The organism is Ancylobacter sp. GW821-FHT10E12 (assembly GCF_058809335.1).
In genome coordinates this window covers 117,246-143,519 of the sequence record NZ_JBXASN010000005.1, presented here as the reverse complement: position 1 = coordinate 143,519, position 26,274 = coordinate 117,246, and the positions used below count along the sequence as shown (strand labels likewise).

Genomic DNA, 26,274 nt, shown 5'->3' with positions numbered 1-26,274 from the left:
GGTTTTTCGGCCACGGGGGCCGCGTCGTCGTCGGGCGCCTTCATGCGCTTTGGCGGGCGGCGTCTGGAAGCGGCGGCCGAGGCGGGCATGATCGGTGGTCCTGTGTTGACGCGGGCGAGCATAGCTGACCTCCGGGCAATCACACTTCGTGCCATTCCCGATGGCGCGCGCGCGATACCGGCCCGCCGCACCGGCCGGCGGCCGACTCCTTCGTCGTATCGTGCTGGCGCCGGCTTTGTTCTAGCCTGCCCGGATGCGCGCCGCGGCGCGTGCTGCCGGCGGCGTCCCGCAGCTGCCCGTCCCCTCCTCCGCTCCGGGTTCCTCCGTTCCGGGCCCCTCCGCTTCAGGCTCCGCCGCGCATGATGTACGCTGCCTATCAGGCCCAGGCCGACCTTCTCGATCCGATGCGCACCATGGCGCGGCTGTCGCGACGGATGATCGAGACCACGATGGGCGGTTTCGGCGGCCTCGGCCTCGGGGGCGCCGGCTTCGGCGGCCAGGGTTTCGCGGGCCAGGGTTTCGGCGGCCTCGCGCTGCTGCGCAACGTCACCGCCATGCTGGAGATGTTCGAGCGCTCCAGCCTCAGCCACAAGCGCCCGGCCTTCGATATCGGCACCGTCACGGTCGGCAATCGCGAGGTGGCGGTCACCGAGGAAGTGACGGCGAGCCTGCCCTTCGGCTCGCTGCTGCATTTCAGGAAGGATGTCGACCAGAAGCAGCCGCGCATCCTGGTGGTGGCGCCGCTTTCCGGCCATTTCGCCACCCTGCTGCACGGCACGGTGAAGACGCTGCTGCCGGAGAACGACGTCTACATCACCGACTGGCACAATGCCCGCGACGTGCCGCTTTCCGAGGGCGCCTTCGGCTTCGACGATTATGTCGAGCACGTCATCCGCTTCCTGGAGATCATCGGGCCGGGCGCGCACGCGCTCGCCGTGTGCCAGCCCTGCGTGCAGGTGCTGGTGGCCACCGCGGTGATGGCGCAGCAGGACAACCCGGCGACGCCGCATTCCATCACCCTGATGGCCGGGCCGGTCGACACCCGCGTCAACCCGACCAAGGTCAACGATCTCGCCACCTCGAAGCCGCTCGACTGGTTCGAGCAGAAGCTGATCGCCACCGTGCCGCCCGGCTTTCCCGGCGTCGGGCGGCGGGTCTATCCCGGCTTCGTGCAGGTGAGCGCCTTCATGGCGATGAACATGGACCGGCATGTGAAGGCGCATGTCGAATTGTTCGAGAACCTCGCCATGGGCGAGCACGAGAAGGCCGCGACCGCCAAGAATTTCTACGACGAGTATTTCGCCGTGCTGGACCTCGCCGCCGAGTTCTATCTGGAGACCATCCGCATCGTGTTCCAGGAGCACGACCTGCCGCGCGGGGTGCTGACCTACAGGGGCGATCCGGTGGATTTCCGCGCCATCCGCCGCACCTCGCTGCTCACCGTCGAGGGCGAGCGCGACGACATCTGCGCGGTCGGCCAGACGGTGGCGGCGCAGGACATCTGCTCCTCGCTGCGCCCGCACCGCAAGCGCCACCACATGCAGGCCGGCGTCGGCCATTACGGCGTGTTCTCGGGCCGGCGCTGGCAGGGCCAAGTCTATCCGCTGGTGCGCAACCACATCCTGTCGGCGGACTGAGGCGGGGAGGCGCGGCGTTCGGCGGGGCCGGCGGAATCCGAAATCGGTGCCCGATTTCCGGCGCCGGCATCGCCGGTTCCTGATAATTTTGCCGCATGCTTTTCGATCTGCCGGACCCACGGACACTCTATCGCGCCCTGCTCGACCGGGACGAGCGCTATGACGGCCAGGCCTATGTCTGCGTCGCGACCACCGGCGTGTTCTGCCGGATGACCTGCCCGGCCCGCAAGCCGCTGTTCGAGAATTGCAGCTTCCACGGCACGATCGGCGAATGCATCGAGGCCGGGTTCCGCCCGTGCAAGCGCTGCCATCCGCTTGCCCCGGCCGCCAATGCCGACCCGGTCGTCGCGGCGCTCCTCGCCGCGCTCGACGAGCGGCCGGACCGCCGCTGGAGCGAGGATCACATCGCGCGCATGGGCTTCGACCTGTCGACGGTGCGGCGCAGCTTCAAGCGGCATTTCGGCATGACCTTCCTGGAGATGGCGAGGCAGCGGCGCCTGCGCGAGGGCTTCGAGACCCTCGCCGACGGCGGCAAGGTGATCGACGCCCAGCAGGAGGCCGGGTTCGAATCGGCCAGCGCCTTCCGCGCCGCCTTCGCCCGGCTGCTCGGCCGCGCGCCGGGCGAGCTCGCGGGCGGCGACGGGACGGGGCGCGGCATGTTGCTGGCCGACTGGATCGCTACGCCGCTCGGTGACATGATCGCTATCTCGGACGCCTCGCATCTGCATCTGCTGGAATTCATCGACCGCAAGGGCCTGCCGGCCGAGGCCGGGCGTCTCCATGCGCTCGCCAAGGGCGATCTCGGCATCGGCTCCCATGCGCCGACCGAGCAGATCCGTGCCGAGCTGGGGGATTTCTTCGCCGGCCGCTCGGCCGTCTTCGAGACGCCGCTGGCCCTGCACGGCAGCGCCTTCACCCGCGCCGTCTGGGCCGAGCTGCGGCGGATCCCGCCCGGCACCACGGTGAGCTATGGCGAGATCGCGCGGCGGATTGGCCAGCCGACGGCGACGCGCGCGGTGGCGCGGGCGAACGGCGCCAACCAGCTGGCGCTGATCATTCCCTGCCACCGGGTGATCGGGGCCGACGGTTCGCTGACCGGCTATGGCGGCGGGCTGTGGCGCAAGCAGAAGCTGCTGGAGATCGAGCAGCACTATCAAAGGCCGGCGCCGGCGGACGGAAGGCCCGGCGCCTGACCATCGCGCATCTCCATCCCGAGCGCCCGACCTGCAAAGCCTGCAAAGCGCAAGCGCACCCCGCGGCGGCAGTCGGCTCCCTCTCCCCGACGGGGAGAGGGCTGGGGTGAGGGGGTTCTCCGACTTGGTGGCCGGGCTCCCCCTCACCGACCCGCTTTGCGGGCCACCTCTCCCCGACGGGGAGAGGGAAGGAAGGGCGTTCGGCGGGGGAGGCGGCCGCGGGGCGAGGGGTTCAACCCAGGTCCACCCAGCCGGCTAATTCGCGGCGCACCACCTGCTCCAGCACGTCGATGCCGGGCTCGCTGTCGTTCAGGCAGGGGATGAAGTGGAACTTCTCGCCGCCATTATGGTGGAAGATCTCGGCATTCTCGCCGGCGATCTCCTCCAGCGTCTCCAGGCAATCGGCGACGAAGCCGGGGGTGAGCACGGCGAGCCGCTTCACGCCGGATTTCGCCAGCGCTTCCACCGTCTTGTCGGTATAGGGCTGCAGCCATTCCGCCTTGCCGAAGCGCGACTGGAAGGTGAGCTTCAGCTTGCCCTCCGGCCAGCCGAGGCGCTCGCGCACCAGCCGCGCGGTCTTGTAGCAATAGCAGTGATAGGGATCGCCCTTGTCGAAATATTCCCTGGGGATGCCGTGAAAGGAGGCGAGCACCAGCTCCGGCTCCCAGTCCAGCCCGGCAAGGGATGTTTCGATCGAGGTGGCGATGGCATCGATATAGACCGGGTCGTCCGGCCACGGCGCGGCCACCCGCAGCACCGGCTGCCAGCGCATCGCCTTCAGCGCATCGAAGGCGGCGTCGCAGACGGTGGCCGAGGTGGCGGCGGCATATTGCGGATAGAGCGGCACCAGCAGGATACGCTCGCAGCCCTGGCTTTGCAGCGCCTCCATGCGCGAGGCGATGGACGGGTTGCCGTAGCGCATCGCCCAGTCGAAGACGAGGCGGCGGTCGAGGCCGGCGAGGCGGTCCTCCAGAGCGTTCGACTGCGCGCGGGTGATGGTGCGCAGCGGGCCCTCGTTGAGCTCCCTGTTCCAGATGGTCTGGTAATCCCTGCCCTTGGCCTGCGGGCGCTTGGACAGGATGATGACGTTGAGCAGGAACCACCACAGGACGCGGTTGACCTCGATCACGCGGCGGTCGGAGAGGAATTCCTTGAGATAGCGCCGCATCGACCAGTAATCGGTACCGTCAGGCGTGCCGAGATTGACGATGAGCACGCCGATCTTGCCGAATTTCACCGGCGGATGGTCCGCGGGCAGATGCCCGGCGGCGCCGGACGGCGTAACGGGGGGCGTCACGTTCTGGTTCATCTCGGGTCCCGACCTGTCGGCTTTCGCCCGCTTATAGGCGAATTCAGCAGCGATGCCACCACGCCGGATCGGGCGCGGTGGCAGGCCTTGTACGCATCAGCCGCGCGGGGGGATCTCCAGCCCGCGCTGCACGGCGGGACGGGCAAGGCCGCGCGCGAGCCAGGCGGGGACGTTCTTCAGCTCGTCATAGGCGACCAGCTCGCCGGCGCCGTAGAAGCCGATCAGGTTGCGCACCCAGCCGAGCATGGAGATGTCGGCGATGGTGTAGGCGTCGCCCATGATCCAGTCGCGACCCTCCAGCCGGTCCTCCAGCACGCGGAGGAGGCGCCTGGATTCGGCGGCGTAGCGGTCGCGCGGGCGCTTGTCCTCATAGTCGCGGCCGGCGAATTTATGGAAGAAGCCGAGCTGGCCGAACATCGGGCCGATGCCGCCCATCTGGAACATCAGCCACGCGATGGTCTCGTAGCGGGCGGCGGGATCGGCGGGCAGGAACTGGCCGGTCTTGTCGGCGAGATAGATCAGGATGGCGCCGGATTCGAACAGGCCGAGCGGCTTGCCGCCGGGGCCGTTCGGATCGAGGATCGCCGGGATCTTGCCATTGGGGTTGAGCGCCAGGAATTCCGGGGTCCAGCTCTCGTCCTTGCCGATGGCGACCGTATGCGCCTCGTAGGGCAGGCCGGTCTCCTCCAGCATGATCGAGACCTTCACCCCGTTGGGGGTCGGGAAGGAATAGAGCTGCAGGCGGTCGGGATGCCGGGCCGGCCAGCGGCGGGCGATCGGGAAGGCGTCGAGGTCGGTCACGGGGAGCTCCGGGGCAGGGAAGGATCGGAGCTTAGGTAGGGATTGGATGCTGGGATGCCAGAGTGGCGGGGCGCATCGATGCGATGAGAACGCGCCTCTCAAGGAGAGACGCGCCGCTGAAGCGAGGTCATTCCCGGCTTGGCCCGGCGACCCCCTCTTTTCCCTTGCCGGGCCCGGCCTGAAAACGGAAATGGCCGGGACAAGCCCGGCCACGTTGTCGTTCGTTGCGCGATGCGCGGGTTCGAAGACCTCACCGCACCAGGATGTTGCGGAACTGCCAGGGGTCGGAGGTGTCGATGTCCTCGGGGAACAGGCCCGGTCGGCCGTCGAGCGGCGTCCAGTCGGTGTAATAGCCCTTCACCGGGCCGAGATAGGGCCTCTGCACCTGCAGGCAGCGCTTGTAGTCCATCTCGTCGGCCTCGACGATGCCGGCTTCCGGGTTTTCCAGCGCCCACACCATGCCGGCGAGCACGGCGGAGGTGACCTGGAGGCCGGTGGCGTTCTGGTAGGGCGCGAGCTTGCGGGTCTCCTCGATGGAGAGCTGCGAGCCGTACCAATAGGCGTTCTTCGCGTGGCCGTAGAGCAGCACGCCGAGCTCGTCGCGGCCGTCGACGATCTCGTGCTCGTCGAGGATGTCCCAGTCGTCCTGGAACTTGCCCTCGGCGCCGAACATCTCGTGCAGCGACAGCACGGCGTCGTTGGCCGGGTGATAGGCATAGTGGCAGGTCGGGCGGTACACCGCCGTCCCGCCGTCGCGGACGGTGAAATAGTCGGCGATGGAGATCGCCTCGTTATGGGTGACGAGGAAGCCGTATTGCGGGCCGGGCGTCGGGCACCAGCTCCGCACGCGGGTATTGGCGCCGGGCTGCAGCAGGTAGATCGCCGCGCCGCAGCCGGCCTCGTGGGTGCGGCCGTTCTCGGGCATCCACGTCTCGTGGGTGCCCCAGCCGAGCTCGGCCGGCTGCAGCCCCTCGGAGACGAAGCCCTCCACCGACCAGGTGTTGACGAATACGTTCATCGGCTTGGGATTGCGGGCGCGCTGGGTGTCGCGCTCGGCGATGTGGATGCCCTTCACGCCGGCGTCCTGCATCAGCTTGCCCCAGCCCTCGCGGGTGGTCGGCTCCTCGAAGGAAAGGCCGATTTCGGTGGCGACGTCGACGAGCGCCTGCTTGACGAACCACGACACCATGCCCGGATTGGCGCCGCAGCAGGACACCGCGGTCGGCCCGCCGGGAGTGGCACGCTTGGCGGCCAGCATGGATTCGCGCAGCGCGTAGTTGGAGCGGCTGGCGGTGCTGGCGTTCTTGTCGAAATAGAAGCCGAGCCACGGCTCGACCACGGTGTCGATATAGAGGCAGCCGCATTCGCGGGCGAGCTGCATCATGTCCACCGAGCCGGTATCGACGGAGAGGTTCACCATGAAGCCGCGCCCGCCGGTGGTCAGAAGCGGGGTGAGCAGCTCGCGGTAATTCTCTCGGGTGACATGGGCCTGCACATAGCTCACGCCGCGCTCGTCAAGCAGCGCGCGGTCGTCGTCGACCGGATCGATGACGGTGAGACGGTCCTTGTCGAAATCGAAATGGCGTTCGAGCAGCGGCAGCGTCCCGCGACCGATCGAGCCGAAGCCGATCATCACGATGGGACCGTCGATTTTTGCATAGACCGGCCAGACCGCCATTCTCAGGGAACCTCCTACAGAGCCTTGGTAATTCCAGGGTGCGCGCACCATGGGCAGGCGAGCGTGCCGCGTCAATGGTGACGCGCGCGTGACGGGCGTCGGCAGGACGCCGCTGGTCATGGGGTGCGCCGCCCCGGGGGACCGCGATGAGCGACCTTCCGCGCCGGGGCGGCGCGAGGAGCATGCCCGGCACAAGCCGAACGGCTTTGCGGTCGGAACATGCCCGGACCTGTCGAGGCGCCGGCGCCTCAGGCCGAGCGCTTCAGTTCGGCGGGCGCGGTCTCGCGGGCGATCAGCTCGGAGAGGCTCGGGGCGGCAAGCGCCGCGCCGGTCGGGCTGACCAGGCCGCGCGCGCCCTTGAGCGCGCCCGGCTGCAGCTCCAGCCCGAGGAAGCGCGAGCGCTCGAAGGCGCCGGGCAGCCACAGGCCCCCGGCATGCGCCGGATCGAAGCCGAAGCGCGCGTAATAGGGCGCGTCGCCGACCAGCAGGATGGCGCCGTGGCCGAGACGCGACGCCTCGACGATCGCCACGTTCATCATCGCCTTGCCGAGGCCGCGGTCGCGGAACCACGGATGCACCGCCAGCGGGCCGAGCAGCAGCGCCGGCCGGGCCGGGCCCGCCGTGACGTGCCACAGCCGCAGCGTGCCGATGACCCGGCCATCGGCGCCATGGGCAGCGAAGGCGAGCCCGTCCGCCGGCTTGCGCCCTTCGCGCAGCCGTTCGCAGGTCTTGCCGAGGCGCGCGGCGCGGCCGAAGGCGAGATCGAGCAGCGCCTCGCGCTGGGCGATGTCGGCCTCGCGCTCCAGCGAGATCGCGGGGGCGGGACCGGCGAAGGGGACGAGGGTCGAAGCGGCGTATTCCATGGCAGCCTCCAACGCCCGGGTTCGCCGGGCAAAGAGGTGAAGGGAATTGTGGAAGTCCGGAACGACGGGTTCGTTCCGTCCGGCCGCGCGAGGGCGGCATCCGCCGGGAGGCGGGGGAAGATCCCGGACCGCCGCTGGCGCGGCGACCGGGAATCCTGAAGGAAACGGGGAGCCCGGCTCAGATCACGCGATCAGATCACGTAGGACTTGAGCGGGTCGAAGCCGTTGAACGCCACCGCCGAATAGGTGGTGGTATAGGCGCCGGTGGCCTCGATCAGCACCTTGTCGCCGATCGCCAGCGAGATCGGCAGGAACACCGGGTCCTTCTCGTACAGCACGTCGGCCGAATCGCAGGTCGGGCCGGCCAGCACGCAGGGCTCCACCGCGTCGCCGTCCCGCGTGGTGCGGATCGGGTAGCGGATCGCCTCGTCCATCGTCTCGGCGAGGCCGCCGAACTTGCCGATGTCGAGATAGACCCAGCGCATGGTGTCGGTGTCCGACTTCTTCGAGATCAGCACCACTTCCGCCTCGATCATGCCGGCCGCGCCGACCATGCCGCGGCCCGGCTCGATGATGGTTTGCGGGATGGCATTGCCGAAATGCCGCGACAGGGCGCGGAAGATCGCCTCGCCATAGGCCTCGGCCGCCGGCACGTCCTGCAGGTAGCGGGCCGGGAAGCCGCCGCCGAGATTGACCAGCGACAGCTGGAAGCCGCGCTCGGCGCACTGGGCGAAGATCGTCGAGGCGGACGCGAGAGCGGCGTCCCAGGCCTCGACATTCTTCTGCTGCGAACCGACATGGAACGACACGCCATAGGCTTCGAGCCCGTTGCGATGGGCATGCTCCAGCACGTCGACGGCCATCTCGGGCTCGCAGCCGAACTTGCGCGACAGCGGCCATTCGGCGCCGGCGCCGTCGCACAGGATGCGGCAGAACACCTTCGAGCCGGCGGCGGCGCGGGCGATCTTCTCGACTTCCTCGACGCAGTCGACCGAGAACAGGCGCACGCCGAGCTGGAAGGCGCGCGCGATGTCGCGCTCCTTCTTGATGGTGTTGCCATAGGAGATGCGGTCGGCGGTGGCGCCGGCGGCGAGCGCCATCTGGATCTCGGCGACCGAGGCGCAATCGAAGCACGAGCCGAGCGCGGCCAGCGCGCACAGCACTTCCGGCGCCGGGTTGGCCTTCACCGCGTAGAACACGCGGGTGTCCGGCAGGGCGCGGGCGAAGGCGGCATAGTTGCGGCGCACGACGTCGAGATCGACGACGACGCAAGGACCGTCCTCACGTCGGTTGCGCAGGAATTCACGGATACGGTCGGTCATGGCGCTCTCCCACAGACCCGAAGCTTCGACCCATGGATGCGACCACCCGCCCGCGGCGCCAATGAGCCGCGTTCGTGGCGAGAAATTGCATCCGTTCGCCGGCTGCACGGTTTTTGCCGCAAAGCCGGATGGAATGGAGCCGTGGCAGCGATGCGATCACGCGCGCATGTGGAGGGCGCCGTGCTCGATCGATGCCTTCGCTTGGTACGGGAAACCCGACCGCACGCCCGGCAAGAAGTAGTGCCTCTTCAGTTTCCCGACCTTTGGAGGGCCGACAGAGACCAAAAAAGCCCGCTACGTCGTTGCTTCAAGTCACGTTCCCCGCTGAGAGCGAGGTGCGCCGGTTTCGCCTCCGGCTACCGATCTGACTGGTGACGTTCCGGCCTCTTGTCCGGACTGTCACCGATCGGCACGCGACCACAGGCACGTGCGAATATTGGGCGAGGGTGATGTAGGGATATTCGCCGTCACATGCAAGCGGCTTTTACGGTTTTTTGCATGCCAGGACGGGGAGCGCCGGCGGCGGGGGTGCCGTGATCCGGTACGCTGTGCCGGCTAAGGGGTCGGGCGGGCGGGCAGCCGCCTGCGCTCAGCCCTCGACGAAGGGCTCGACGCTCTTGGCCTTCAGCACGAATCGATAGATGCCGTAGAGGGCGAGCAGGCCGAACAGGCCCTCGAAGATCAGTTCCCACACCAGGCTCGCCTGGAACAGCGCGGCGATGGCCCAGCCGGCGGCGAGGCCGGCGCCGATCAGCTCGGCCCCGAGCAGGATGGCGGCGCTCATCACCGTGCTGACATGGTCCCAGCGAATGCGTCGGCCCGTGCTCATCGCTCTCTCTACCCTTAATCGACGGCGCGCAAACTGCTATGCCGCGTCTCGCCGGTCAAGTCGCGCGGCCGGACCTCGATTCGGGAGACCAGGAATGGATCGCTTCGCCGCACATGAAAGCCGTCACGGCGGCCGGGGCGTGATCGCCGCGCCGCACCGGCTCGCCGCGCTGGCCGGGCGCGCGGTGCTGGAGGAGGGCGGCAACGCGGTGGAGGCGATGATCGCCGCCGCCGCCGCCATCGCCGTGGTCTATCCGCACATGAACCATCTCGGCGGCGACGGCTTCTGGCTGATTCGCGGGCCGAACGGAAAGCTGCGCTATATCGAGGCCGCCGGCTATGCCGGGGCCGGGGCGACGCGGGCCTTCTACCTCGACAAGGGCTTCGACGCGGTGCCGGGGCGGGGACCCTTCGCCGCGCTCACCGTGCCCGGCCAGATCGGCGGCTGGCAGCTGGCGCTGGAGACCGCCAAGGCGCTGGGCGGGCGGATGCCGCTGAAGCGGCTGCTGGAGGATGCCATCCTGCATGCGCGCGAGGGCTCCCCCGTCTCGCCGTCGCAGGCGCGGCTCACGCAGGAGAAACTCACTGAGCTGAAGGACGTGCCCGGCTTCGCGAGTGCCTTCCTCACCGACGGCAAGCCGCCGGAGGCCGGCAGCACGCAGCGCGCCGAGCGGGTCGCCGACACGCTGGACCGCCTCGCCGGCGCCGGGCTCGACGATTACTATCGCGGCGATGTCGGGCGCGAGCTCGCCGCCGACCTGGAGCGGGCCGGCAGCCCGGTGACGCGGGCCGACCTCGCGAACTATCGCGCGGTGGTGCGGCCGCCGCTCGCCGCCAGGCTCGACAACATGAAGCTGTGGGGTTCGCCGCCGCCGACCCAGGGCCTCGCCAGCCTGATGATCCTCGGCGTTTTCGAGCGGCTCGCCGTGCCGGAGGCAGAGGGCTTCGCCCATGTGCACGGGCTGGTCGAGGCGACCAAGCGCGCCTTCCTGGTGCGTGACCGGGTGGTCACCGATCACGACCGCGTGAAAGTCGAGCCGGCCGACTTCCTCACCCCCGCGGCGCTGGCGCGCGAGGCCGACCTCATCGACATGCGCCGGGCCCTGCCCTGGCCTCAGGTGGCGCAGCGCGGCGACACGGTGTGGCTCGGCGCGGCGGATTCGTCCGGCCTGTCGGTGTCCTATATCCAGTCGATCTACTGGGAATTCGGCTCCGGCCTCGTTTCCCCCTCGACCGGCATTCTCATGCAGAATCGCGGCTCCTCCTTCTCGCTGGATCCGCGGGCGGTGAACCCGCTGGAGCCGGGCCGCCGGCCGTTCCACACGCTCAATCCCTGCATGGCCGAATTGCCGGACGGGCGGATCGTCGTCTTCGGCACCATGGGCGGCGAGGGCCAGCCGCAGACCAATGCGGCGGTGATGAGCCGCTATGCCCGCTTCGGCGTGCCACTCGGCCAGGCGGTGGCGCGCCCGCGCTGGCTGCTCGGCCGCACCTGGGGCGACGACACGGTGGGGCTGCGCGTCGAGGGCGCCTTCGATTCGCGGGTCGCCGACGATCTCCTGCGCGCCGGCCACAATCTCTCCGTCCTGCCGGAGTCCTACAGCGACACGATGGGCCATGCCGGCGCGGTGGTGCTGCACCCGAAGGGGAATATCGAGGGCACGCACGACCCGCGCTCGGACGGCGACGCCGAGGCGGTGTGAGGTGGCCATTATGTGGCACCGCGCTTCATCGAACGGTCACGGCAACATGCGAGACGCGCGCCGATGGAAACGATTCTCACCCATGCCCGACTCGTGCTCGACGATGCCATCGTCGAGGGAACGCTGGTCTTCGAGGGCGGCACCATCCGTGCCGTCGACGAGGGCCGTTCGCATCTGCCGGCCGCCGTCGATTGCGGCGGCGCCTATCTCGCGCCCGGCCTGATCGACCTGCATACCGACGCGCTGGAAGGCCATTTCGTGCCGCGCCCTAGGGTGATCTGGCCGGACGCCCGCGCCGCCGCCCTCGCCCATGACGCGCAGATGGCCGGCGCCGGGGTGACGACGGTGTATGACGCCATCTGCGCCGGCGGCTTCGACCAGTCCAAGGCCGACCGGCGGGCGCTCTATACGGTGATGCTCGACGCGGTGGACGAGGGCATGGCGCGCGACATGTTCCGCGTCGAGCACAGGCTGCACCTGCGCTGCGAGCTCACCGACCCGACGCTGGAAGAGCTGGTGGCGAGCGCCTGGGGCCGCCCGACCCTCGCCCTCGCCTCGCTGATGGACCATACGCCGGGCGCCCGGCAATGGCGCAATGTCGCACACCTCAAGACCTATCTCTCCGGCATCGGCAAGACCGAGGCGGAGATGGAGCGCGAGCTCGGCGAGCGCGCCGCGCGCGGCCAGGCCGCCGTCCCCGGCAATTTCCGCCGCATGGTCGACCTGTTCGCCGGCTCCGGCATCGTGCTGGCAAGCCATGACGACACCACGCCGGCCCATGTCGACGACGCCAAGGCCGCCGGCTGCACCATTTCCGAATTCCCCACCACGCCGGAGGCGGCGCGGGCGGCACGGGCGGCCGGCCTCGCCACCATCGGCGGGGCGCCGAACGCGGTGCGCGGCGGCTCGCATGCCGGCGGCGTGTCGATGCGCGAGCTCGCGGCCGAGGGCGTGCTCGACGCGCTGGCCTCCGACTACGTGCCGGCGAGCCTGCTGCAGGCCGCCATCGCCCTCACCCGCACCCCCGGCCTGCCGCTGCACGCGGCGCTGGCGCTGGTGACGTCAAAGCCGGCCGCGCTGGCCGGGCTCGCGGATCGCGGCCGGCTCCGGCCGGGGCTGCGCGCCGACCTGCTCACCTTCATCCTCGTCGACGGCACGCCGGTGGTGCGCGAGGTCTTCCTCGCCGGCCGGCGCATCTTCTGAACGGGAGACCGCATGACCGCCATTCCGGCCGAACCCCGCTACGCCATCTATTACGCCCCGCCGGCCAGCAGCCCGCTATGGCGCTTCGGTTCCTCGGTGATCGGCTACGACGCCGAGACCGGGCGCGAGCCGCCGCTGCCGGCATTGAGCCGCTTTTCCCCCGAGCGCTGGCGCGACCTCACCACCGAACCGCGCCGCTACGGCTTCCACGGCACGCTGAAGGCGCCGTTCCGCCTCGCCCCCGGCAGGGACGAGGCCGGGCTGCGCGCGGTGTGCGCGCGCTTTGCCGCCGACCGGGCGAGCTTCGCCTGCGCCGGGGTGGCGCTGGCCTCGATCGGCCGCTTCTTCGCGCTGAAGACGGTGTCGACCTGCGCGGCGCTGAACCGGCTGGCGGCCGGGGCGGTGGCGGCTTTCGACGATTTCCGCGCCCCGATGAGCGAGACCGAACGCGAGCGGCGGCTGCGCGCGCCGCTGACCGAGCGGCAGAAGGACTATCTCTCGCGGTGGGGCTATCCCTATGTGCTCGACGATTTCCGCTTCCACATGACGCTGACCGGCCCGCTCGACGAGCCCGACCGCGCCGCCGCCGAGGCCGAGCTCGCCGAGCTGTTCGCCCGCAGCGGGGCGGACGGGCCGCTGATCGTCGGCGGCATCGCGCTGTACCGGCAGGATTCGCGCCAGGATTCGCGTCGGGACGGCGGTAATGGCAACGGCTCGGGCGGCGAGCGCTTCCGCCTCGTCGAACGCTTCGCCTTCGGGAGCTGACGCGCGTGAAGCTGGGTGTGGAGCCGCTGATCGACCCGACCGCCGAACTGCACGCCAGCCGCCTCGGCCGCTACACCGAGGTCGGCGAGCGCACCCGGCTCGTCGAGGTCGAGCTCGGCGACTATTCCTATGTCGTGAACGACAGCGACATCGCCTATGCCACCATCGGCAAGTTCGTCTCCATCGCCGCGATGACCCGCATCAATCCCGGCAACCATCCGATGGAGCGGGCGAGCCAGTCGCATTTCACCTATCGCGCCGGCGATTATTTCGAAGGCGAAACGAACGAGACGGCGCTGTTCGAGTGCCGCCGCGCGGCACGGGTGACCATCGGCCACGACGCGTGGATCGGTCACGGCGCCATCGTGCTGCCGGGCCGGCATGTCGGCACCGGGGCGGTGGTGGCGGCCGGCGCGGTCGTCACCAGGGACGTGGCGCCCTACACGATCGTCGGCGGCAATCCGGCGCGGCCGATCCGCGCGCGCTTTGCCGCCGCCATCGGCGAGCGGCTGGTCGCGCTCGCCTGGTGGGACTGGGAACATGCGCGGCTGCAGGCGGCGCTGCAGGATTTCTGCGCGCTGCCGGTGGAGGCGTTTCTGGAGCGGCACGGCGGCTGAGCCAGGCGGCATTTGAATACCGCCCTGCCGGATCGGGATGGTTCCGGCCTTGCGCCGGCCCGGCATGGGCTCTACCTCAGGGGCTCATTTCGCTGAGGAGCGGCCGCACGCGATGATCGGCACTGCGATGGACGTCGATTCCCTGCTCGACCGCAGGCGGCTGCGGCGCAAGCTCACGTTCTGGCGGGTGGCGGCGCTGCTGCTGGTCGCCGCCGCCGCCACGCTGGCGGCGATCTGGTGGAGCGATGGCGGCATCACCCCCCGTTCGGCGCCGCATGTGGCGCGGGTGGTCATCGGTGGCGTGATCCGCAACGACCGCGAGCGGCTGGAGATGTTCGACGACATCGCCAAGTCCGGCGCCCGCGGCGTGATCGTCGCCGTCGACAGCCCCGGCGGCACCGTGGTCGGCTCGCAGGCACTCTATGACGGGCTGCGCCGGCTCTCGGCCAAGCTGCCGGTGGTGGCGGTGGTCGACGGCATGGCGGCGTCGGGCGCCTATATCGCCGCCATGGGCGCCGACCATATCGTGGCGCCGCGCAACGCCATGGTCGGCTCCATCGGCGTCATCTTCCAGTATCCGAACTTCTCCGAGCTGATGAAGACGGTCGGCGTCTCCTACGAGACCATCAAGTCGAGCCCGCTGAAGGCGGTGCCGAACGGCTTCGAGCCGACCAGCGAGGCGGCGCGGGCGGCGGTGCAGTCGCTGGTGAGCGACAGCTACGACTGGTTCCGCGACCTCGTCTCCGAGCGGCGGCTGCTCACCGGCGACAAGCTCGCCCTGGTGGCCGACGGACGGGTGTTCACCGCCCACCAGGGCCTGCCCCTGCGCCTCGTCGACGAGCTCGGCGACGAGCGCACCGCGAGGCAATGGCTGGCGCGCGAGCGCGACGTGCCCGAAAGCCTGCCGGTGCGCGATTGGCGCACCGGGCGGACCAGCAGCGAATTCGGCTGGCTGCGCGGCGCCGCCGTCCGACTTATGTCGCTGTTCGGCCTCGACGATGTGGCTTCCGTGCTGCTCGATCCCGCCTTTGACGCCGGCGGCCAGTCTCGCCTTGACGGTCTGTTGGCCCTCTGGCACCCTCGCGACTAGGCTGGGCGGAGCCAACAGTTTCCAGAATAAGGTGTTTTCGGATTTGCGACGAGCCGAAGACGAAAAGGGGCCGGGGCGTCGATGATCAAGTCGGAACTAGTCCAGCGTATCGCGGAAGCGAATCCGCATCTCTATCAGCGCGACGTCGAGAATATCGTCAATGCGATCCTCGACGAGATCGTCGGAGCACTCGCCCGGGGAGACCGGGTGGAACTGCGCGGCTTCGGCGCCTTCTCGGTGAAATCGCGCCCGGCGCGCACCGGGCGCAACCCGCGCACCGGCGCCCATGTGGCGGTCGACGGGAAGGCCGTGCCGTATTTCAAGACCGGCAAGGAAATGCGCGAACGCCTCAATGACGGCGTCGATCTGGAATAGCGTCACCGCAGAATGACGCGTCTGGAATAGATTCGGGAGTGAATGCGTGCTGCGCCGCATCGTATTGATCGTGCTGATCCTGCCGGTGTCCATCGGCCTCGTCATGCTGGCGGTGGCCAACCGGCACCCGGTGTCGCTGGTGCTCGACCCCTTCGCCGGGGCGCTGTCGATCGAGCTGCCGCTGTTCGCGGTGGTGTTCGCCAGCCTCATCGCCGGCGTGGCGCTGGGCGGGCTCACGGTATGGTTCAAGCAGGGCCGCTACCGCAAGGCGGCACGCAGCGCCGGGCGCGAGGCGCGCCGGGCCAATGCCCAGGTCGAGAGCCTGCGCGCGTCGATCTCCGAGCGGCCGGAACGCGCGCCGCGCGGACTCGCGCCGGGCGGACTTGCAGCGGGCGGACTTCCGGCGCCGGGCGGAAGGGCTCCCGCCGCGCTGCCGGACCGGCGCGACGCCGCCTGAGCGCAAACGCGACCGGCGCCCGTGCGGCGCCGGTTTCCTGTTCGTCGGACGCGGGGATGCCCCGGCCATGCGCCGGGGCCGTGCAGGCGTGCGCCGAGTTGCGCCCCCGGCTTACTCGACGGCGAGCTCGACCGGGATGTTGCCGCGCGTCGCCTTGGAATAGGGGCACATCTGGTGCGCGGCCTCGAGGACTTCCTGCGCCTGCTCCTTGCTGAGCGCCGGCGCCTTGAGCGTGAGCTTCACCGCGAGGCTGAAGCCGCCCTCGCCCTTCTGCAGCGAGGCGGCCACCGTGACCGAGGCATCGGAGACGTCGAGCTTCTTCAGCCCGCCGACCGCTTCCACCGCCGAGCCGAAGCAGGCGGCATAGCCGGTGGCGAACAGGTGCTCGGGCGTGGTCTTGCCCGGCTCCAGCACGCCGTTCTTCGGCATGCCGAGATCGACGGAGACCGAGCCGTCGCTGGTGGCGGAATGGCCGTGGCGGCCGCCCTTGGCGGTGGCGGTGCCGGTGAAGAGCGTGGTCGCGGTCATTGGGAAACTCCCTGTGCGGTGGTTGAAGGAATGTAAGGCGATGAGCGCAATATAGCTCTATCTATATCGTGCGACAATATCGTGAACGATATATTTTTCGATACCGCCGGTCTCACCTTATGTGCTGCCCTGCTGCCGCCCCTGCATCCGGCTCCACCCCGGCGGGAGGCTGCCATGCCGCCGACGGCCTTGTGCCCGGCGGGTGGGCGTGGCACTCCGGGCATGGCATTTGCCGCCTCCCGATCCCGCCTGTTGCGAGCCCGTTCCGCGCCATGTCCTCTGCCTCTCTCTCCTCCAAGCCGTCGATCCCGGTCCTGCCCTTCGCCGAGCTGGCGAGGCGCTATGACGTGATGCTGTGCGACGTGTGGGGGGTGCTGCATAACGGCGCCGCGGCCTTCGCGGCCGCTTCCGACGCGCTGATCCGCGCCCGCGACATCGGGCGGACGGTGATCCTGGTCTCCAATGCGCCGCGGCCCAACGAGGATGTCGGCGTGATCCTCGACCGTTTCGGCGTGCCGCGCAGCGCCTATGACGCCATCGTCACCTCCGGCGACGTCACCACCGGCCTGCTGCGGGCCCGCGGCGCGAGGCAGATCTGGCATCTGGGCCCGGACCGCGACCTCGGCATCTATGACGGCGCCGCCGTCGATCTGGTCGCGATGGAGGAGGCGGAGCTGGTGGTGTGCACCGGCCTGTTCGACGACACCGTCGAGACGCCCGAAAGCTATCGCGACACGCTGGCGCAGGTGAAGGCGCGCGGCCTGCCGCTGATCTGCGCCAATCCCGACATCGTGGTGGAGCGCGGCGGCGACCTGATCTGGTGCGCCGGCGCGCTCGCCGAGGCCTATGCCGAGATCGGCGGCGAGGTGGTCTATTGCGGCAAGCCGCACCGGCCGATCTACGAGGCCGCCTTCGCCAAGGCCGCCGAGCTGCGCGGCGCCCCGGTCGAGCCCTCCCGCTTCCTCGCCATCGGCGACGCCCTGCGCACCGATCTCGCCGGCGCGCTCGGGGTCGGCATCGACTGCCTGTTCATTGCCGGCGGCATCCATGCCGGCGAGCTCGGCCTGGAGCGCGGCGGCGAGATCGATCCGCGCGCGCTGGCCCGGCTGATCGAGGACGGGCCCGGCCGCCCGGCCGCGGCGGCGCCGCAGCTCGCCTGGTAGCGCGGCGGCGCATCGGGCCTGGCGATCCCCTGGTTCCATCCGGCCGCAAAAGGCTCTAGGGGTTTGCCCGGTTGACGCGCCCGCCGCGCATCTCCAGTTTTGCCCCGCCTTCTGTCCCGGTCGTATTCCCCGGTCGTGCCCTGATGAGTGCTCCCGCCTCCCGCCCCTTCCCCATTCTGCGTGCCGGCGAAGCCGTGCCGGCCTCCCTCGCCGGCTCGGTGGTGGCGATCGGCAATTTCGACGGCGTGCATCGCGGCCACCGCGCGGTGATCGGCACCGCCATCGACGTCGCCCGTGCCGCCGGCCGGCCGGCGCTGGCCATGACCTTCGAGCCGCATCCGCGCGCCTATTTCCGCTCGAACGAGCCGATGTTCCGCCTGACGCCCGAGCCGATGAAGCTCGCCCTGCTCGCGCAGACCGGCCTCGACGGCGCGGCGGTGCTGACCTTCGACGGGCTGCTGGCGGCCAAGGACGCCGAGAGCTTCGTCGCCGACCTGCTGGTCGGCTGGCTGAAGGTGTCGGCGGTAGTCGCCGGCTTCGACTTCCATTTCGGCAAGGGACGCGGCGGCTCGCCGGCCTTCCTGCGCGAGGCGGGCGAGCGCCACGGCTTCGAGGTGCGGATCGTGCCGCCGCTGCTCGACGACGGGGCGCAGATCTCCTCCAGCGCCATCCGCGCCGCGCTGGCGCAGGGGCGGGTCGAGCAGGCGGCGCACATGCTGGGCGCGCCCTTCGCCGTCGAGGCCGAGGTGATCCACGGCGACAAGCGCGGGCGCGAGCTCGGCTACCCCACGGCCAACATGCGGCTCGACCCGGCGATCGAGCTCGCGCACGGCATCTACGCGGTCACGGTGGAGATCGACGGGGTGGAGCGTCCGGCGGTGGCGAGCTTCGGCCGCCGGCCGACCTTCGACGATGGCGCGCCACGGCTGGAGACCTTCATCTTCGACTGGTCGGGCGATCTCTACGGCAAGATCCTGCGCGTGGCCTTCCACGCCCATCTGCGCCCGGAGCTGAAATTCGACAGCATCGAGGCGCTGATCGCGCAGATGGACGAGGACAGCGCCCGCGCCCGCGCGATCCTCGGCGCTTGAGCGCCGGCTCCCGACACCGCGCCGGCCAACCAACCCCCGCCGGCCAACCAACCCCCGCCGGCAACGCCGCACCCTTGCACGCTTCCGCCGCTGCGCTTAAACCGTGCGCGACAGCGCAGGGAGCCGGTCATGACGAACCGTAACAGCGAAGGCCGCGAGCCGAAGACGCCCGACACCGATGGTGCCGGCGAGGGCCACGACTATTCGTCGACGCTGTTCCTGCCGCAGACCGACTTCCCGATGCGCGCCGGGCTGCCGCAGCGCGAGCCGGAATTCCTCACCCGCTGGGAGAAGATCGGCCTCTACCGGCGCCAGCGCGAAGCCGGTGCCAGCAAGCCGCGCTTCGTGCTGCATGACGGCCCGCCCTATGCCAATGGCAACCTCCATATCGGCCACGCGCTCAACAAGATCCTGAAAGACGTGGTGGTGCGCTCGCAGGGCGCGCTCGGCCACGATTCCAACTATGTGCCGGGTTGGGACTGCCACGGCCTGCCGATCGAGTGGAAGATCGAGGAACAGTACCGCGCCAAGGGCCTCAACAAGGACGAGGTGCCGGTCGTCGAGTTCCGCCAGGAATGCCGCGCCTTCGCGCAGGGCTGGATCGACGTCCAGCGCGAGGAGTTCAAGCGGCTCGGCGTCGGCGGCGACTGGTCGCATCCCTATGTGACGATGAGCTTCGACGCCGAGGCGCAGATCGCCCGCGAGATCATGAAGTTCGCCGGCAACGGCCTGCTCTATCGCGGCTCCAAGCCGGTGATGTGGTCGGTGGTGGAGCGCACCGCGCTCGCCGAGGCGGAGGTCGAGTATCACGACCACCAGTCGACGACGATCTATGTGAAATTCCCGGTCACCGGCTATCGCGAGCGGGTGACCCCGGTCGGCAGCGCCCCGGCCGGCCTCCAGGCGCCGGACAAGGCGGACGACATCCACCTGTTCCCCTCCTACGAGGGCGCCTCGATCGTCATCTGGACGACGACGCCCTGGACCATCCCCGGCAACCGCGCCATCGCCTTCTCCAAGGACGTGACCTATGCCGTCTACGAGGTGACCGAGGCCGCCCCCGACAACTGGGCCAAGGTCGGCGAGCATTTCATCCTGGCCGACAACCTGGCCGGCGACGTGTTCAGGGCCGCCCGCGTCACCGCCTACGAGCGCCGCCGCGAGGTCGACCCGACGCATCTGGTCTGCGCGCATCCCTTTGCCGGCATCGAGGGCGGCAAGGGCTATTTCAACTTCCCGGTTCCGGTGGTGGCCGGCGACTTCGTCACCGACGATACCGGCACCGGCTTCGTCCACATGGCGCCCGGCCACGGCGCCGACGACTTCAACCTGTTCATGTCGGCCCGCCTCGGCGAGGTGCCGCACACGGTCGGTCCCGACGGGCGCTATTACGAGCATGTGCCGCTGTTCGCCGGCCGTCGGGTGATGGACGACAAGGGCAAGGACGGCGACGCCAACGATGCCGTCATCAAGGCGCTGGCGGCGGCGGGAAAGATCATCGCGCGCGGGCGGCTGAGGCATCAGTACCCGCACAGCTGGCGCTCCAAGGCGCCGGTGATCTTCCGCAACACGCCGCAATGGTTCATCGCGATGGACAAGGACATCGCGGCGGCGGACGGCTCCTCGACCGAGGGCGACACGCTGCGGGCGCGGGCGCTCGGCGGCATCGCCGGCGTCGACTGGGTGCCGGCCTCGGGCCAGAACCGCATCAACGGCATGATCGAGAACCGCCCGGACTGGGTGGTGTCGCGCCAGCGCGCCTGGGGCGTGCCGATCGCCGTGTTCGTGAAGGACAAGGGCGACGGCACCGTCGAGATCCTGCGCGACGACAAGGTGAACCAGCGCATCGCCGATGCCTTCGCCGCCGAGGGCGCCGACGCCTGGTACAAGGAGGGCGCGGCGCAGCGCTTCCTCGGCACCGACTACAGCGCCAATGAATGGCACAAGGTCGAGGACATCCTCGACGTCTGGTTCGACTCGGGCTCGACCCACGCCTTCACGCTGGAGGTGCGCGAGGACCTGAAGGTCGACCGCGCCTTCTCGGGCGGGCCGGACCGGGTGATGTATCTCGAGGGCTCGGACCAGCATCGCGGCTGGTTCCACTCCTCGCTGCTGGAGAGCTGCGGCACCCGCGGCCGCCCGCCCTACGACGTGGTGCTGACCCACGGCTTCGTGCTCGACGAGCAGGGCCGCAAGATGTCGAAGTCGATCGGCAACGTCGTCGCCCCGCAGGAGGTGATCAAGTCCTCCGGCGCCGATATCCTGCGCCTGTGGGTCTGCGCCTCCGACTATTCCGACGACCTGCGCATCGGGCCGGAAATCCTCAAGACCACGGTCGAGACCTATCGCAAGCTGCGCAACACGCTGCGCTGGCTGCTCGGCTCGCTGCACCATTACCGCGAGAGCGAGCGCGTCGCCTATGCCGACATGCCGGCGCTGGAGCGCATGGTGCTGCACCGGCTGCACGAGCTCGACAAGGTGGTGCGCGAATCCTACGCCGGCTTCGACTTCAAGCGGGTGAACGCGGCGCTGACCCAGTTCATGACCGCCGAGCTGTCGGCCTTCTATTTCGACGTGCGCAAGGACGCGCTCTATTGCGACCCGATCTCCTCGGTGACGCGCCGCGCCTGCCTGACCGTGCTCGACGAGGTGTTCCAGCGGCTGGTGATCTGGCTGGCGCCGATCCTGCCCTTCACGGCGGAGGAGACCTGGCTCGCCCGGTTCCCCTCGCAGGACGGCTCGGTGCATCTGGAGACCTTCCCCGACACCCCGGCCAAGTGGCGCGACGAGACGCTGGCCGACGAGTGGCGCAAGATCCGCCTGGTGCGCCGGGTGGTGCTCGGCGCGCTGGAGGTGGAGCGCGCCGCCAAGCGCATCGGCTCCAGCCTGGAGGCGGCGCCGGTGATCCATGTGTCGGATCCGGCGCTGTTCGCGGCGGTGAGCGCGGTCGACCTCGCGGAAGTGTGCATCACCTCCGACGCGCACCTGATGCCGGACGAGGGGCCGAAGGAGGCCTTCCGGCTCGACGACGTGCCGGGCGTGAGCGTGGTGCCGGCGCGGGCGGAAGGGCATAAATGCGCCCGCTCCTGGAAGATCTCGCCGCTGGTTGGCACCGACCCCGACTTCCCGGACGTGACCCCGCGCGATGCGCAGGCCCTGCGCGAGCGCGCCGGCGCCCGGCGAGCGGCCGAATGAAGCTGCGCCTCTCCGGTCCGCTCACCCGGCTCGGCGGCGCCTATGCGCTGGCCGCGCTCGCCGTCGACCAGGCGAGCAAGCTCGCGGTGCTGCACGGCGTCGATTTCGGCGACAGCGGCAAGGTGACGATCGCGCCGTTCCTCGATCTGGTGCGCGCCTGGAACACCGGCATCAGCTACGGCATGTTCGCCGGCGAGGTGGACGGCTGGTGGCTGCTGGGCGGGCTGAAGCTCGCCGCCGCGGTGCTGTTCTGGTTCTGGCTGGCGCGCACCGAGCGGCGCATCGAGGCGATCGCGCTCGGCCTGCTGATCGGCGGCGCGCTCGGCAACGCCATCGACCGCCTCGCCTATGGCGCGGTGTTCGACTTCGTCTCGCTGCACGCCTTCGGCTTCTACTGGTACGTGTTCAACCTGTCGGACGTCGCCATCGTTGCCGGGGTCGGGCTGCTTTTGTATGATTCATTTTTCGGCGGCGCCGTAAAAACGCCGTCCTGAGGTGAAAACTGCAGCCGAGTCCCTGCGTCAGGTCCCGAACCACGTTTCTCGGGAGCATAGGCGGGGCCGGCAGGAGACGACCGCATGACGAATCCGCGCATCACGATATCGACCCGCGCATGGCGCGCGTCCCGGCTCATGGTCGCCGCCCTCGCGGCCGGCCTTTCGGCGCTGGTGATGCTGGCCGCCGGCCCGGCTTCCGCACAGGAAGACAATTTCACCGAGCAGATGCTGACCTCTCTCGGGCTTGTCGCGGCGCCGCCGCCGGACATCGATTATCGCGAGCGCGCGCCCATCGTGGTGCCGCCGTCGGGCGACGTGCTGCCGCCGCCGCGCGACAGCGCCGCCATCACCCAGAACCCGGCCTGGCCGAAGGATTACGACGACCAGAAGCGCAAGGCGGCCGAGGCCCAGGCCAAGAAGACCAAGATCTTCACCAATGACAACGCCCAGACGCGGGCGCTGGGTCCGGCCGAGATGGCCGCCAACCGCTCGAACACCACTTCGAACCACCAGGCGGTCGGCGCTAATGCCGCCGCGCGCGACGACTGGCTGCGTCCCAAGGGCCTCGAATTCTTCGGCTGGGGCTCGAAGACCGAGCAGAAGCCGATGGTGTTCGCCGGCGAGCCGGATCGCGATTCGCTGACCCAGCCGCCGCCCGGCTTCCAGACCCCGGCTCCCGGCGCCGCCTATGGCGTGGTGTCCGAGCGCGTGGAGGACAAGGCCTGGAACCCGCTCAGCTGGTTCGACCGCACCCAGAAGAACAAGGACCGCAACTGAGCGCGCCGCAGCCTGCAGGCTCGCGCCGGGCGCATCGCCGCCGGGCGCGCCGGGACTTTTCGGCGTGCTCACACGGGATTGATCCGGCGGCGCCCCCGCGGCGTCGGTTATGTGGCACCTTGGCCCTTCGAGGTGCTCTCGCCTTTCCTAGAGGCGCCTTCCCCGAAGGCGCTTCTCTTCGAGGCGCTGACGCCGCCCGTCGCCTGGCGCCGCAGGCGGTGCCTTAGGGTGCGCGCGTGGCGCGGCACCCCCATATGCCTCATCTGGATGCCGTGACCGACATGTCGACTGGAAAACTCATGCCCGCTCTGCTGCTCGCCGCCGCCACCGGGGTTGCCACCGGTCTGGCGACCCTTGCCGCCCCCCGCCCGGCCGAGGCCGCCGAGGTGGCGCAATACACGCTCGACAACGGCATGCAGGTGGTGGTGGTGCCCGACCATCGCGCCCCGGTGGTCACCCACATGGTGTGGTACCGGGTCGGCTCGGCCGACGAGCAGCCCGGCAAGTCCGGCATCGCCCATTTCCTCGAGCACCTGATGTTCAAGGGCACGCAAAACCATCCGGCCGGCGAGTTCTCGCAGGTGGTGGGCAAGCTGGGCGGGCAGGAGAACGCCTTCACCTCCACCGACTACACCGCCTATTTCCAGCGCGTCGCCAAGGAGCACCTGTCCACCGTGATGGGCTTCGAGGCCGACCGCATGACCGGCCTCGTGCTCACCGACGAGGTGGTGCTGCCCGAGCGCGACGTGGTGCTGGAAGAGCGCCGCATGCGCACCGACAACGACCCGGCCAGCCAGCTCTCGGAAGCCGCGCAGGCGGCGATGTTCACCAACCATCCCTATGGCCACCCGATCATCGGCTGGGAAGACGAGATCCGCCAGCTCAACCGCGAGGACGCCCTCGCCTTCTACCGGCGCTTCTACACGCCGAACAACGCCATCCTGGTGGTGGCCGGCGATGTCGAGCCCGAGGCGGTGCTGAAGCTGGCGCAGGAGACCTATGGCAAGGTTGCCCGCCGCGCCGACACCGCCGAGCGGGTGCGGCCGAAGGAGCCGATCCCGCGCGTCGAGCGCCGGCTGGTGCTGGCGGATGCCCGCGTCGGCCAGCCGAGCCTGTCGCGCGCCTATCTGGTGCCGTCCTACCGCACCGACCCCGGCGAGAGCGTGGCGCTCGACGTGCTGGCGCAGGTGCTCGGCGGCGGCTCGACCGGCCGGCTCTACCGTTCGCTGGTGGTGGAGCAGGGCCTCGCCGCCGGCGCCGGCGCCTGGTACCAGAGCACGGCGCTCGACGACACCCGCTTCGGCCTCTCGGCCACGCCGCGCCCGGATGTCGAGATGGCGAAGCTGGAGGCGGCGCTGGACGCGGCGGTCGCCGACTTCATCGCCGGCGGCCCCGAGGCCGGCGAGCTGGAGCGCGCCAAGACCCGGCTGGTCGCCGAGGCGGTCTATGCCCAGGACAACCAGGCGACGCTGGCGCGGATCTATGGCGCGGCGCTCGCCACCGGCACCAGTGTCGAGGACGTCAAGACCTGGCCCGACGCGGTGAAGAAAGTGACCGCCGAGGACGTGAAGGCGGTGGCGCGCCGCTACCTCGTCCCCTCGCGCGCGGTGACCAGCGAGCTGCTGCCGGCGCGGGCCGTCGTGCCCGCTCAGGCGGGCCCGGCATCCGCCGCGCCGGAGAAGCGCTCATGAGCGCCGATCGGCGCCGTGGCGCCTCGCCGAGCGCCGGGCTCACGCGCTCCCTCCGTACCCTTGCCTTAGGCTTGCTCGCCATGACCGCCGTCGTCTCCCTGATCCCGCCGACCCAGGCCCAGTCCGAAACCACCCGCATCCAGCGGGTGGTCAGTCCGGGGGGCATCGAGGCCTGGCTCGTCCACGACACCACGCTGCCGCTGGTGGCGATGGAGGTCGCCTTTCTCGGCGGCGCCACGCAGGACGCGCCCGACAAGCCCGGCACCGCCAGCCTGATGGCGTCGCTGCTCGACGAGGGCGCCGGCAATCTCGATTCCCGCGCCTTCCAGGACCGGATGGCGGAAAAGGCGATCGAGCTGCGCTTCGATGCCTCGCGCGACATGGTCGGCGGCTCGCTGCGCACGCTGTCGGAGAATATCGGCCCGGCCTTCGAGCTGATGCGGCTCGCGGTGACCGCGCCGCGCTTCGACACCGAGGCGGTGGAGCGCATCCGCCAGGGCCAGCTCGCCAGCCTGCGCCGGCGCGCCAACGACCCCTCGACGCAGGCCAGCCTCGCCTGGTCGGCGCGCGCCTTTCCGGGCCATCCCTATGGCCGCCCGCTCGCCGGCACGCTGGAGAGCGTGCCCGCCATCACCCGCGACGACCTCGCCGGCTTCGCCCGCCGCACCATCGCGCGCGACAATCTCAAGATCGCGGTGGTCGGCGACGTGACGCCGGAAGTGCTTGGCCCGGCGCTCGACCAGATGTTCGGCTCGCTGCCGGCCAAGGCCGAGCTGACGCCGGTGCCGGACGTGGTGCCGCAGGGCCTCGGATCGGTGGAGGTGAAGCCGCTCGACGTGCCACAGACCTCGATGGTGTTCGGCGGCATCGGGCTGAAGCGCAGCGATCCCGATTTCATTCCCGCCTATGTGCTGAACCACATGCTGGGCGGCTCGGCCTTCTCCTCGCGCCTGTTCAAGGAAGTGCGCGAGAAGCGCGGCCTCGCCTATTCGGTCTACAGCCAGCTGGCCTCGCTCGACCATGCCGGGCTGATCCTCGGCGGCACCGCCACCAAGAACGAGCGGGCCGGCGAGACGGTGGAGCTGATCCGCGCCGAGTATCTGAAGCTGCTGACCGACGGGCCGACCGAAGCGGAGCTCGCCGACGCCAAGAGCTACCTGATCGGCTCGTTCGCGCTGCGCTTCGATTCCTCCGCCAAGGTGGCCTCGCAGCTGTTGCAGATCCAGATCGACGATCTCGGCATCGACTATATCGACGTGCGCAATGCGCTGGTGGCGGCGGTGACGCTGGACGACGTCAAGCGGGTGGCCGCGCGGCTGAACCAGAACCCGGCGCTGCTGTTCAGCCTGGTCGGCAAGCCCGAGGGCCTGGCGGCCGGGGCGGCGACGCCGGCCGGCGCCGTGTCGAACGGAGGCTGAGGCGCGTGATCTGCGCCCGAGGCCTGTTCCCCTGCGCCGCGATGCTTTGCTATAAGAGCCGCCGCTCTTATGG

At 69.9% G+C, this 26,274-nt stretch carries 23 protein-coding genes; 16 read left to right on the top strand and 7 right to left on the bottom strand.

Going from position 1 to position 26,274, the window contains the following annotated elements:
• Nucleotides 1-359 precede the first annotated feature (359 nt).
• Nucleotides 360-1,637: a polyhydroxyalkanoate depolymerase gene (locus AC1RU4_RS08455; protein ID WP_492890620.1), complete on the top strand. Its 1,278-nt coding sequence runs from the start codon at nucleotides 360-362 to the stop codon at nucleotides 1,635-1,637.
• 95 nt (nucleotides 1,638-1,732) lie between these two features.
• Nucleotides 1,733-2,830 carry a bifunctional transcriptional activator/DNA repair enzyme AdaA gene (locus AC1RU4_RS08450; protein WP_492890619.1) on the top strand — a complete coding sequence of 366 codons (1,098 nt, stop codon included), beginning with the start codon at nucleotides 1,733-1,735 and terminating at the stop codon, nucleotides 2,828-2,830.
• A 232-nt stretch (nucleotides 2,831-3,062) separates the two neighbouring features.
• Here the strand turns inward: AC1RU4_RS08450 and hemH are convergent, their stop codons facing one another.
• The 6 genes from hemH to AC1RU4_RS08420 all read right to left on the bottom strand — a co-directional run bounded on the left by hemH (nucleotide 3,063) and on the right by AC1RU4_RS08420 (nucleotide 9,632).
• Complete coding sequence (hemH, locus tag AC1RU4_RS08445) at nucleotides 3,063-4,139, bottom strand: ferrochelatase (protein WP_492890618.1); 1,077 nt, start codon at nucleotides 4,137-4,139, stop codon at nucleotides 3,063-3,065.
• A 96-nt stretch (nucleotides 4,140-4,235) separates the two neighbouring features.
• Nucleotides 4,236-4,940 (bottom strand): glutathione S-transferase N-terminal domain-containing protein, encoded by a 705-nt coding sequence (locus AC1RU4_RS08440; RefSeq protein ID WP_492890617.1) that lies wholly within the window; start codon nucleotides 4,938-4,940, stop codon nucleotides 4,236-4,238.
• Nucleotides 4,941-5,190: 250 nt separating this feature from the next.
• Nucleotides 5,191-6,618, bottom strand: coding sequence for a homospermidine synthase (locus AC1RU4_RS08435; protein WP_492890616.1), 1,428 nt, complete (start codon nucleotides 6,616-6,618; stop codon nucleotides 5,191-5,193).
• A gap of 248 nt (nucleotides 6,619-6,866) precedes the next feature.
• Nucleotides 6,867-7,481 (bottom strand): GNAT family N-acetyltransferase, encoded by a 615-nt coding sequence (locus tag AC1RU4_RS08430; protein WP_492890615.1) that lies wholly within the window; start codon nucleotides 7,479-7,481, stop codon nucleotides 6,867-6,869.
• Nucleotides 7,482-7,672: 191 nt separating this feature from the next.
• Complete coding sequence (locus AC1RU4_RS08425) at nucleotides 7,673-8,803, bottom strand: type III PLP-dependent enzyme (protein WP_492890614.1); 1,131 nt, start codon at nucleotides 8,801-8,803, stop codon at nucleotides 7,673-7,675.
• Nucleotides 8,804-9,392: 589 nt separating this feature from the next.
• Nucleotides 9,393-9,632, bottom strand: coding sequence for a hypothetical protein (locus AC1RU4_RS08420; RefSeq protein WP_492890613.1), 240 nt, complete (start codon nucleotides 9,630-9,632; stop codon nucleotides 9,393-9,395).
• A gap of 94 nt (nucleotides 9,633-9,726) precedes the next feature.
• Here AC1RU4_RS08420 and AC1RU4_RS08415 point away from each other — a divergent pair, with 94 nt between their 5' ends.
• From AC1RU4_RS08415 to AC1RU4_RS08385, 7 genes are all read left to right on the top strand, one after another.
• Nucleotides 9,727-11,334, top strand: coding sequence for a gamma-glutamyltransferase family protein (locus tag AC1RU4_RS08415; RefSeq protein WP_492890612.1), 1,608 nt, complete (start codon nucleotides 9,727-9,729; stop codon nucleotides 11,332-11,334).
• Between the two features lie 63 nt (nucleotides 11,335-11,397).
• Nucleotides 11,398-12,537, top strand: coding sequence for an alpha-D-ribose 1-methylphosphonate 5-triphosphate diphosphatase (locus tag AC1RU4_RS08410; RefSeq protein WP_492890611.1), 1,140 nt, complete (start codon nucleotides 11,398-11,400; stop codon nucleotides 12,535-12,537).
• 12 nt (nucleotides 12,538-12,549) lie between these two features.
• Nucleotides 12,550-13,302 carry a DUF1045 domain-containing protein gene (locus AC1RU4_RS08405; RefSeq protein ID WP_492890610.1) on the top strand — a complete coding sequence of 251 codons (753 nt, stop codon included), beginning with the start codon at nucleotides 12,550-12,552 and terminating at the stop codon, nucleotides 13,300-13,302.
• A complete protein-coding gene (locus tag AC1RU4_RS08400; RefSeq protein WP_492890763.1) occupies nucleotides 13,299-13,919 on the top strand; it encodes an LbetaH domain-containing protein in 621 nt (206 codons plus the stop codon). The genes AC1RU4_RS08405 and AC1RU4_RS08400 overlap by 4 nt, the downstream gene beginning before the upstream one ends.
• Before the next feature lie 112 nt (nucleotides 13,920-14,031).
• Nucleotides 14,032-15,009 (top strand): signal peptide peptidase SppA, encoded by a 978-nt coding sequence (sppA, locus tag AC1RU4_RS08395; protein ID WP_492890609.1) that lies wholly within the window; start codon nucleotides 14,032-14,034, stop codon nucleotides 15,007-15,009.
• An 81-nt stretch (nucleotides 15,010-15,090) separates the two neighbouring features.
• Nucleotides 15,091-15,384, top strand: a complete 294-nt coding sequence (gene ihfB / locus AC1RU4_RS08390) for an integration host factor subunit beta (protein ID WP_492890608.1) — start codon at nucleotides 15,091-15,093, stop codon at nucleotides 15,382-15,384.
• A 46-nt stretch (nucleotides 15,385-15,430) separates the two neighbouring features.
• Complete coding sequence (locus AC1RU4_RS08385; protein ID WP_492890607.1) at nucleotides 15,431-15,841, top strand: lipopolysaccharide assembly protein LapA domain-containing protein; 411 nt, start codon at nucleotides 15,431-15,433, stop codon at nucleotides 15,839-15,841.
• A gap of 111 nt (nucleotides 15,842-15,952) precedes the next feature.
• Here AC1RU4_RS08385 and AC1RU4_RS08380 read toward each other — a convergent pair whose 3' ends face one another.
• Nucleotides 15,953-16,369: an Ohr family peroxiredoxin gene (locus AC1RU4_RS08380; protein WP_492890606.1), complete on the bottom strand. Its 417-nt coding sequence runs from the start codon at nucleotides 16,367-16,369 to the stop codon at nucleotides 15,953-15,955.
• A 272-nt stretch (nucleotides 16,370-16,641) separates the two neighbouring features.
• On the opposite strand from AC1RU4_RS08380, the gene AC1RU4_RS08375 reads away from it, so the two are divergent.
• The 7 genes from AC1RU4_RS08375 to AC1RU4_RS08345 all read left to right on the top strand — a co-directional run bounded on the left by AC1RU4_RS08375 (nucleotide 16,642) and on the right by AC1RU4_RS08345 (nucleotide 26,201).
• Nucleotides 16,642-17,532, top strand: coding sequence for a TIGR01459 family HAD-type hydrolase (locus tag AC1RU4_RS08375; RefSeq protein ID WP_492890605.1), 891 nt, complete (start codon nucleotides 16,642-16,644; stop codon nucleotides 17,530-17,532).
• 143 nt (nucleotides 17,533-17,675) lie between these two features.
• Nucleotides 17,676-18,623 (top strand): bifunctional riboflavin kinase/FAD synthetase, encoded by a 948-nt coding sequence (locus AC1RU4_RS08370; RefSeq protein ID WP_492890604.1) that lies wholly within the window; start codon nucleotides 17,676-17,678, stop codon nucleotides 18,621-18,623.
• A 129-nt stretch (nucleotides 18,624-18,752) separates the two neighbouring features.
• Entirely contained in the window at nucleotides 18,753-21,818 is a 3,066-nt protein-coding gene (ileS, locus tag AC1RU4_RS08365; protein WP_492890603.1) for an isoleucine--tRNA ligase, read from the top strand.
• A complete protein-coding gene (lspA, locus tag AC1RU4_RS08360) occupies nucleotides 21,815-22,312 on the top strand; it encodes a signal peptidase II (protein ID WP_492890602.1) in 498 nt (165 codons plus the stop codon). Before ileS ends, lspA begins: the two co-directional genes overlap by 4 nt.
• An 84-nt stretch (nucleotides 22,313-22,396) precedes the next feature.
• Nucleotides 22,397-23,092, top strand: a complete 696-nt coding sequence (locus AC1RU4_RS08355; RefSeq protein WP_492890601.1) for a hypothetical protein — start codon at nucleotides 22,397-22,399, stop codon at nucleotides 23,090-23,092.
• Between the two features lie 299 nt (nucleotides 23,093-23,391).
• On the top strand, nucleotides 23,392-24,783 hold the full coding sequence (locus AC1RU4_RS08350) for a M16 family metallopeptidase (RefSeq protein ID WP_492890600.1): 1,392 nt from the start codon (nucleotides 23,392-23,394) through the stop codon (nucleotides 24,781-24,783).
• 80 nt (nucleotides 24,784-24,863) lie between these two features.
• The gene (locus AC1RU4_RS08345) at nucleotides 24,864-26,201 is read left to right on the top strand and encodes a M16 family metallopeptidase (protein ID WP_492890599.1); all 1,338 of its coding nucleotides are present in this window, start codon (nucleotides 24,864-24,866) and stop codon (nucleotides 26,199-26,201) included.
• Nucleotides 26,202-26,274 lie beyond the last annotated feature (73 nt).

Coding starts and splice junctions, on each gene's coding strand:
- AC1RU4_RS08455 (WP_492890620.1), top strand. CDS start 360: ATGATGTACGCTGCCTATCAGGCCCAGGCCGACCTTCTCGATCCGATG.
- AC1RU4_RS08450 (WP_492890619.1), top strand. CDS start 1,733: ATGCTTTTCGATCTGCCGGACCCACGGACACTCTATCGCGCCCTGCTC.
- hemH (WP_492890618.1), bottom strand. CDS start 4,139: ATGAACCAGAACGTGACGCCCCCCGTTACGCCGTCCGGCGCCGCCGGG.
- AC1RU4_RS08435 (WP_492890616.1), bottom strand. CDS start 6,618: ATGGCGGTCTGGCCGGTCTATGCAAAAATCGACGGTCCCATCGTGATG.
- AC1RU4_RS08430 (WP_492890615.1), bottom strand. CDS start 7,481: ATGGAATACGCCGCTTCGACCCTCGTCCCCTTCGCCGGTCCCGCCCCC.
- AC1RU4_RS08425 (WP_492890614.1), bottom strand. CDS start 8,803: ATGACCGACCGTATCCGTGAATTCCTGCGCAACCGACGTGAGGACGGT.
- AC1RU4_RS08420 (WP_492890613.1), bottom strand. CDS start 9,632: ATGAGCACGGGCCGACGCATTCGCTGGGACCATGTCAGCACGGTGATG.
- AC1RU4_RS08415 (WP_492890612.1), top strand. CDS start 9,727: ATGGATCGCTTCGCCGCACATGAAAGCCGTCACGGCGGCCGGGGCGTG.
- AC1RU4_RS08410 (WP_492890611.1), top strand. CDS start 11,398: ATGGAAACGATTCTCACCCATGCCCGACTCGTGCTCGACGATGCCATC.
- AC1RU4_RS08405 (WP_492890610.1), top strand. CDS start 12,550: ATGACCGCCATTCCGGCCGAACCCCGCTACGCCATCTATTACGCCCCG.
- sppA (WP_492890609.1), top strand. CDS start 14,032: ATGATCGGCACTGCGATGGACGTCGATTCCCTGCTCGACCGCAGGCGG.
- ihfB (WP_492890608.1), top strand. CDS start 15,091: ATGATCAAGTCGGAACTAGTCCAGCGTATCGCGGAAGCGAATCCGCAT.
- AC1RU4_RS08380 (WP_492890606.1), bottom strand. CDS start 16,369: ATGACCGCGACCACGCTCTTCACCGGCACCGCCACCGCCAAGGGCGGC.
- AC1RU4_RS08375 (WP_492890605.1), top strand. CDS start 16,642: ATGTCCTCTGCCTCTCTCTCCTCCAAGCCGTCGATCCCGGTCCTGCCC.
- AC1RU4_RS08370 (WP_492890604.1), top strand. CDS start 17,676: ATGAGTGCTCCCGCCTCCCGCCCCTTCCCCATTCTGCGTGCCGGCGAA.
- ileS (WP_492890603.1), top strand. CDS start 18,753: ATGACGAACCGTAACAGCGAAGGCCGCGAGCCGAAGACGCCCGACACC.
- lspA (WP_492890602.1), top strand. CDS start 21,815: ATGAAGCTGCGCCTCTCCGGTCCGCTCACCCGGCTCGGCGGCGCCTAT.
- AC1RU4_RS08355 (WP_492890601.1), top strand. CDS start 22,397: ATGACGAATCCGCGCATCACGATATCGACCCGCGCATGGCGCGCGTCC.
- AC1RU4_RS08350 (WP_492890600.1), top strand. CDS start 23,392: ATGCCCGCTCTGCTGCTCGCCGCCGCCACCGGGGTTGCCACCGGTCTG.
- AC1RU4_RS08345 (WP_492890599.1), top strand. CDS start 24,864: ATGACCGCCGTCGTCTCCCTGATCCCGCCGACCCAGGCCCAGTCCGAA.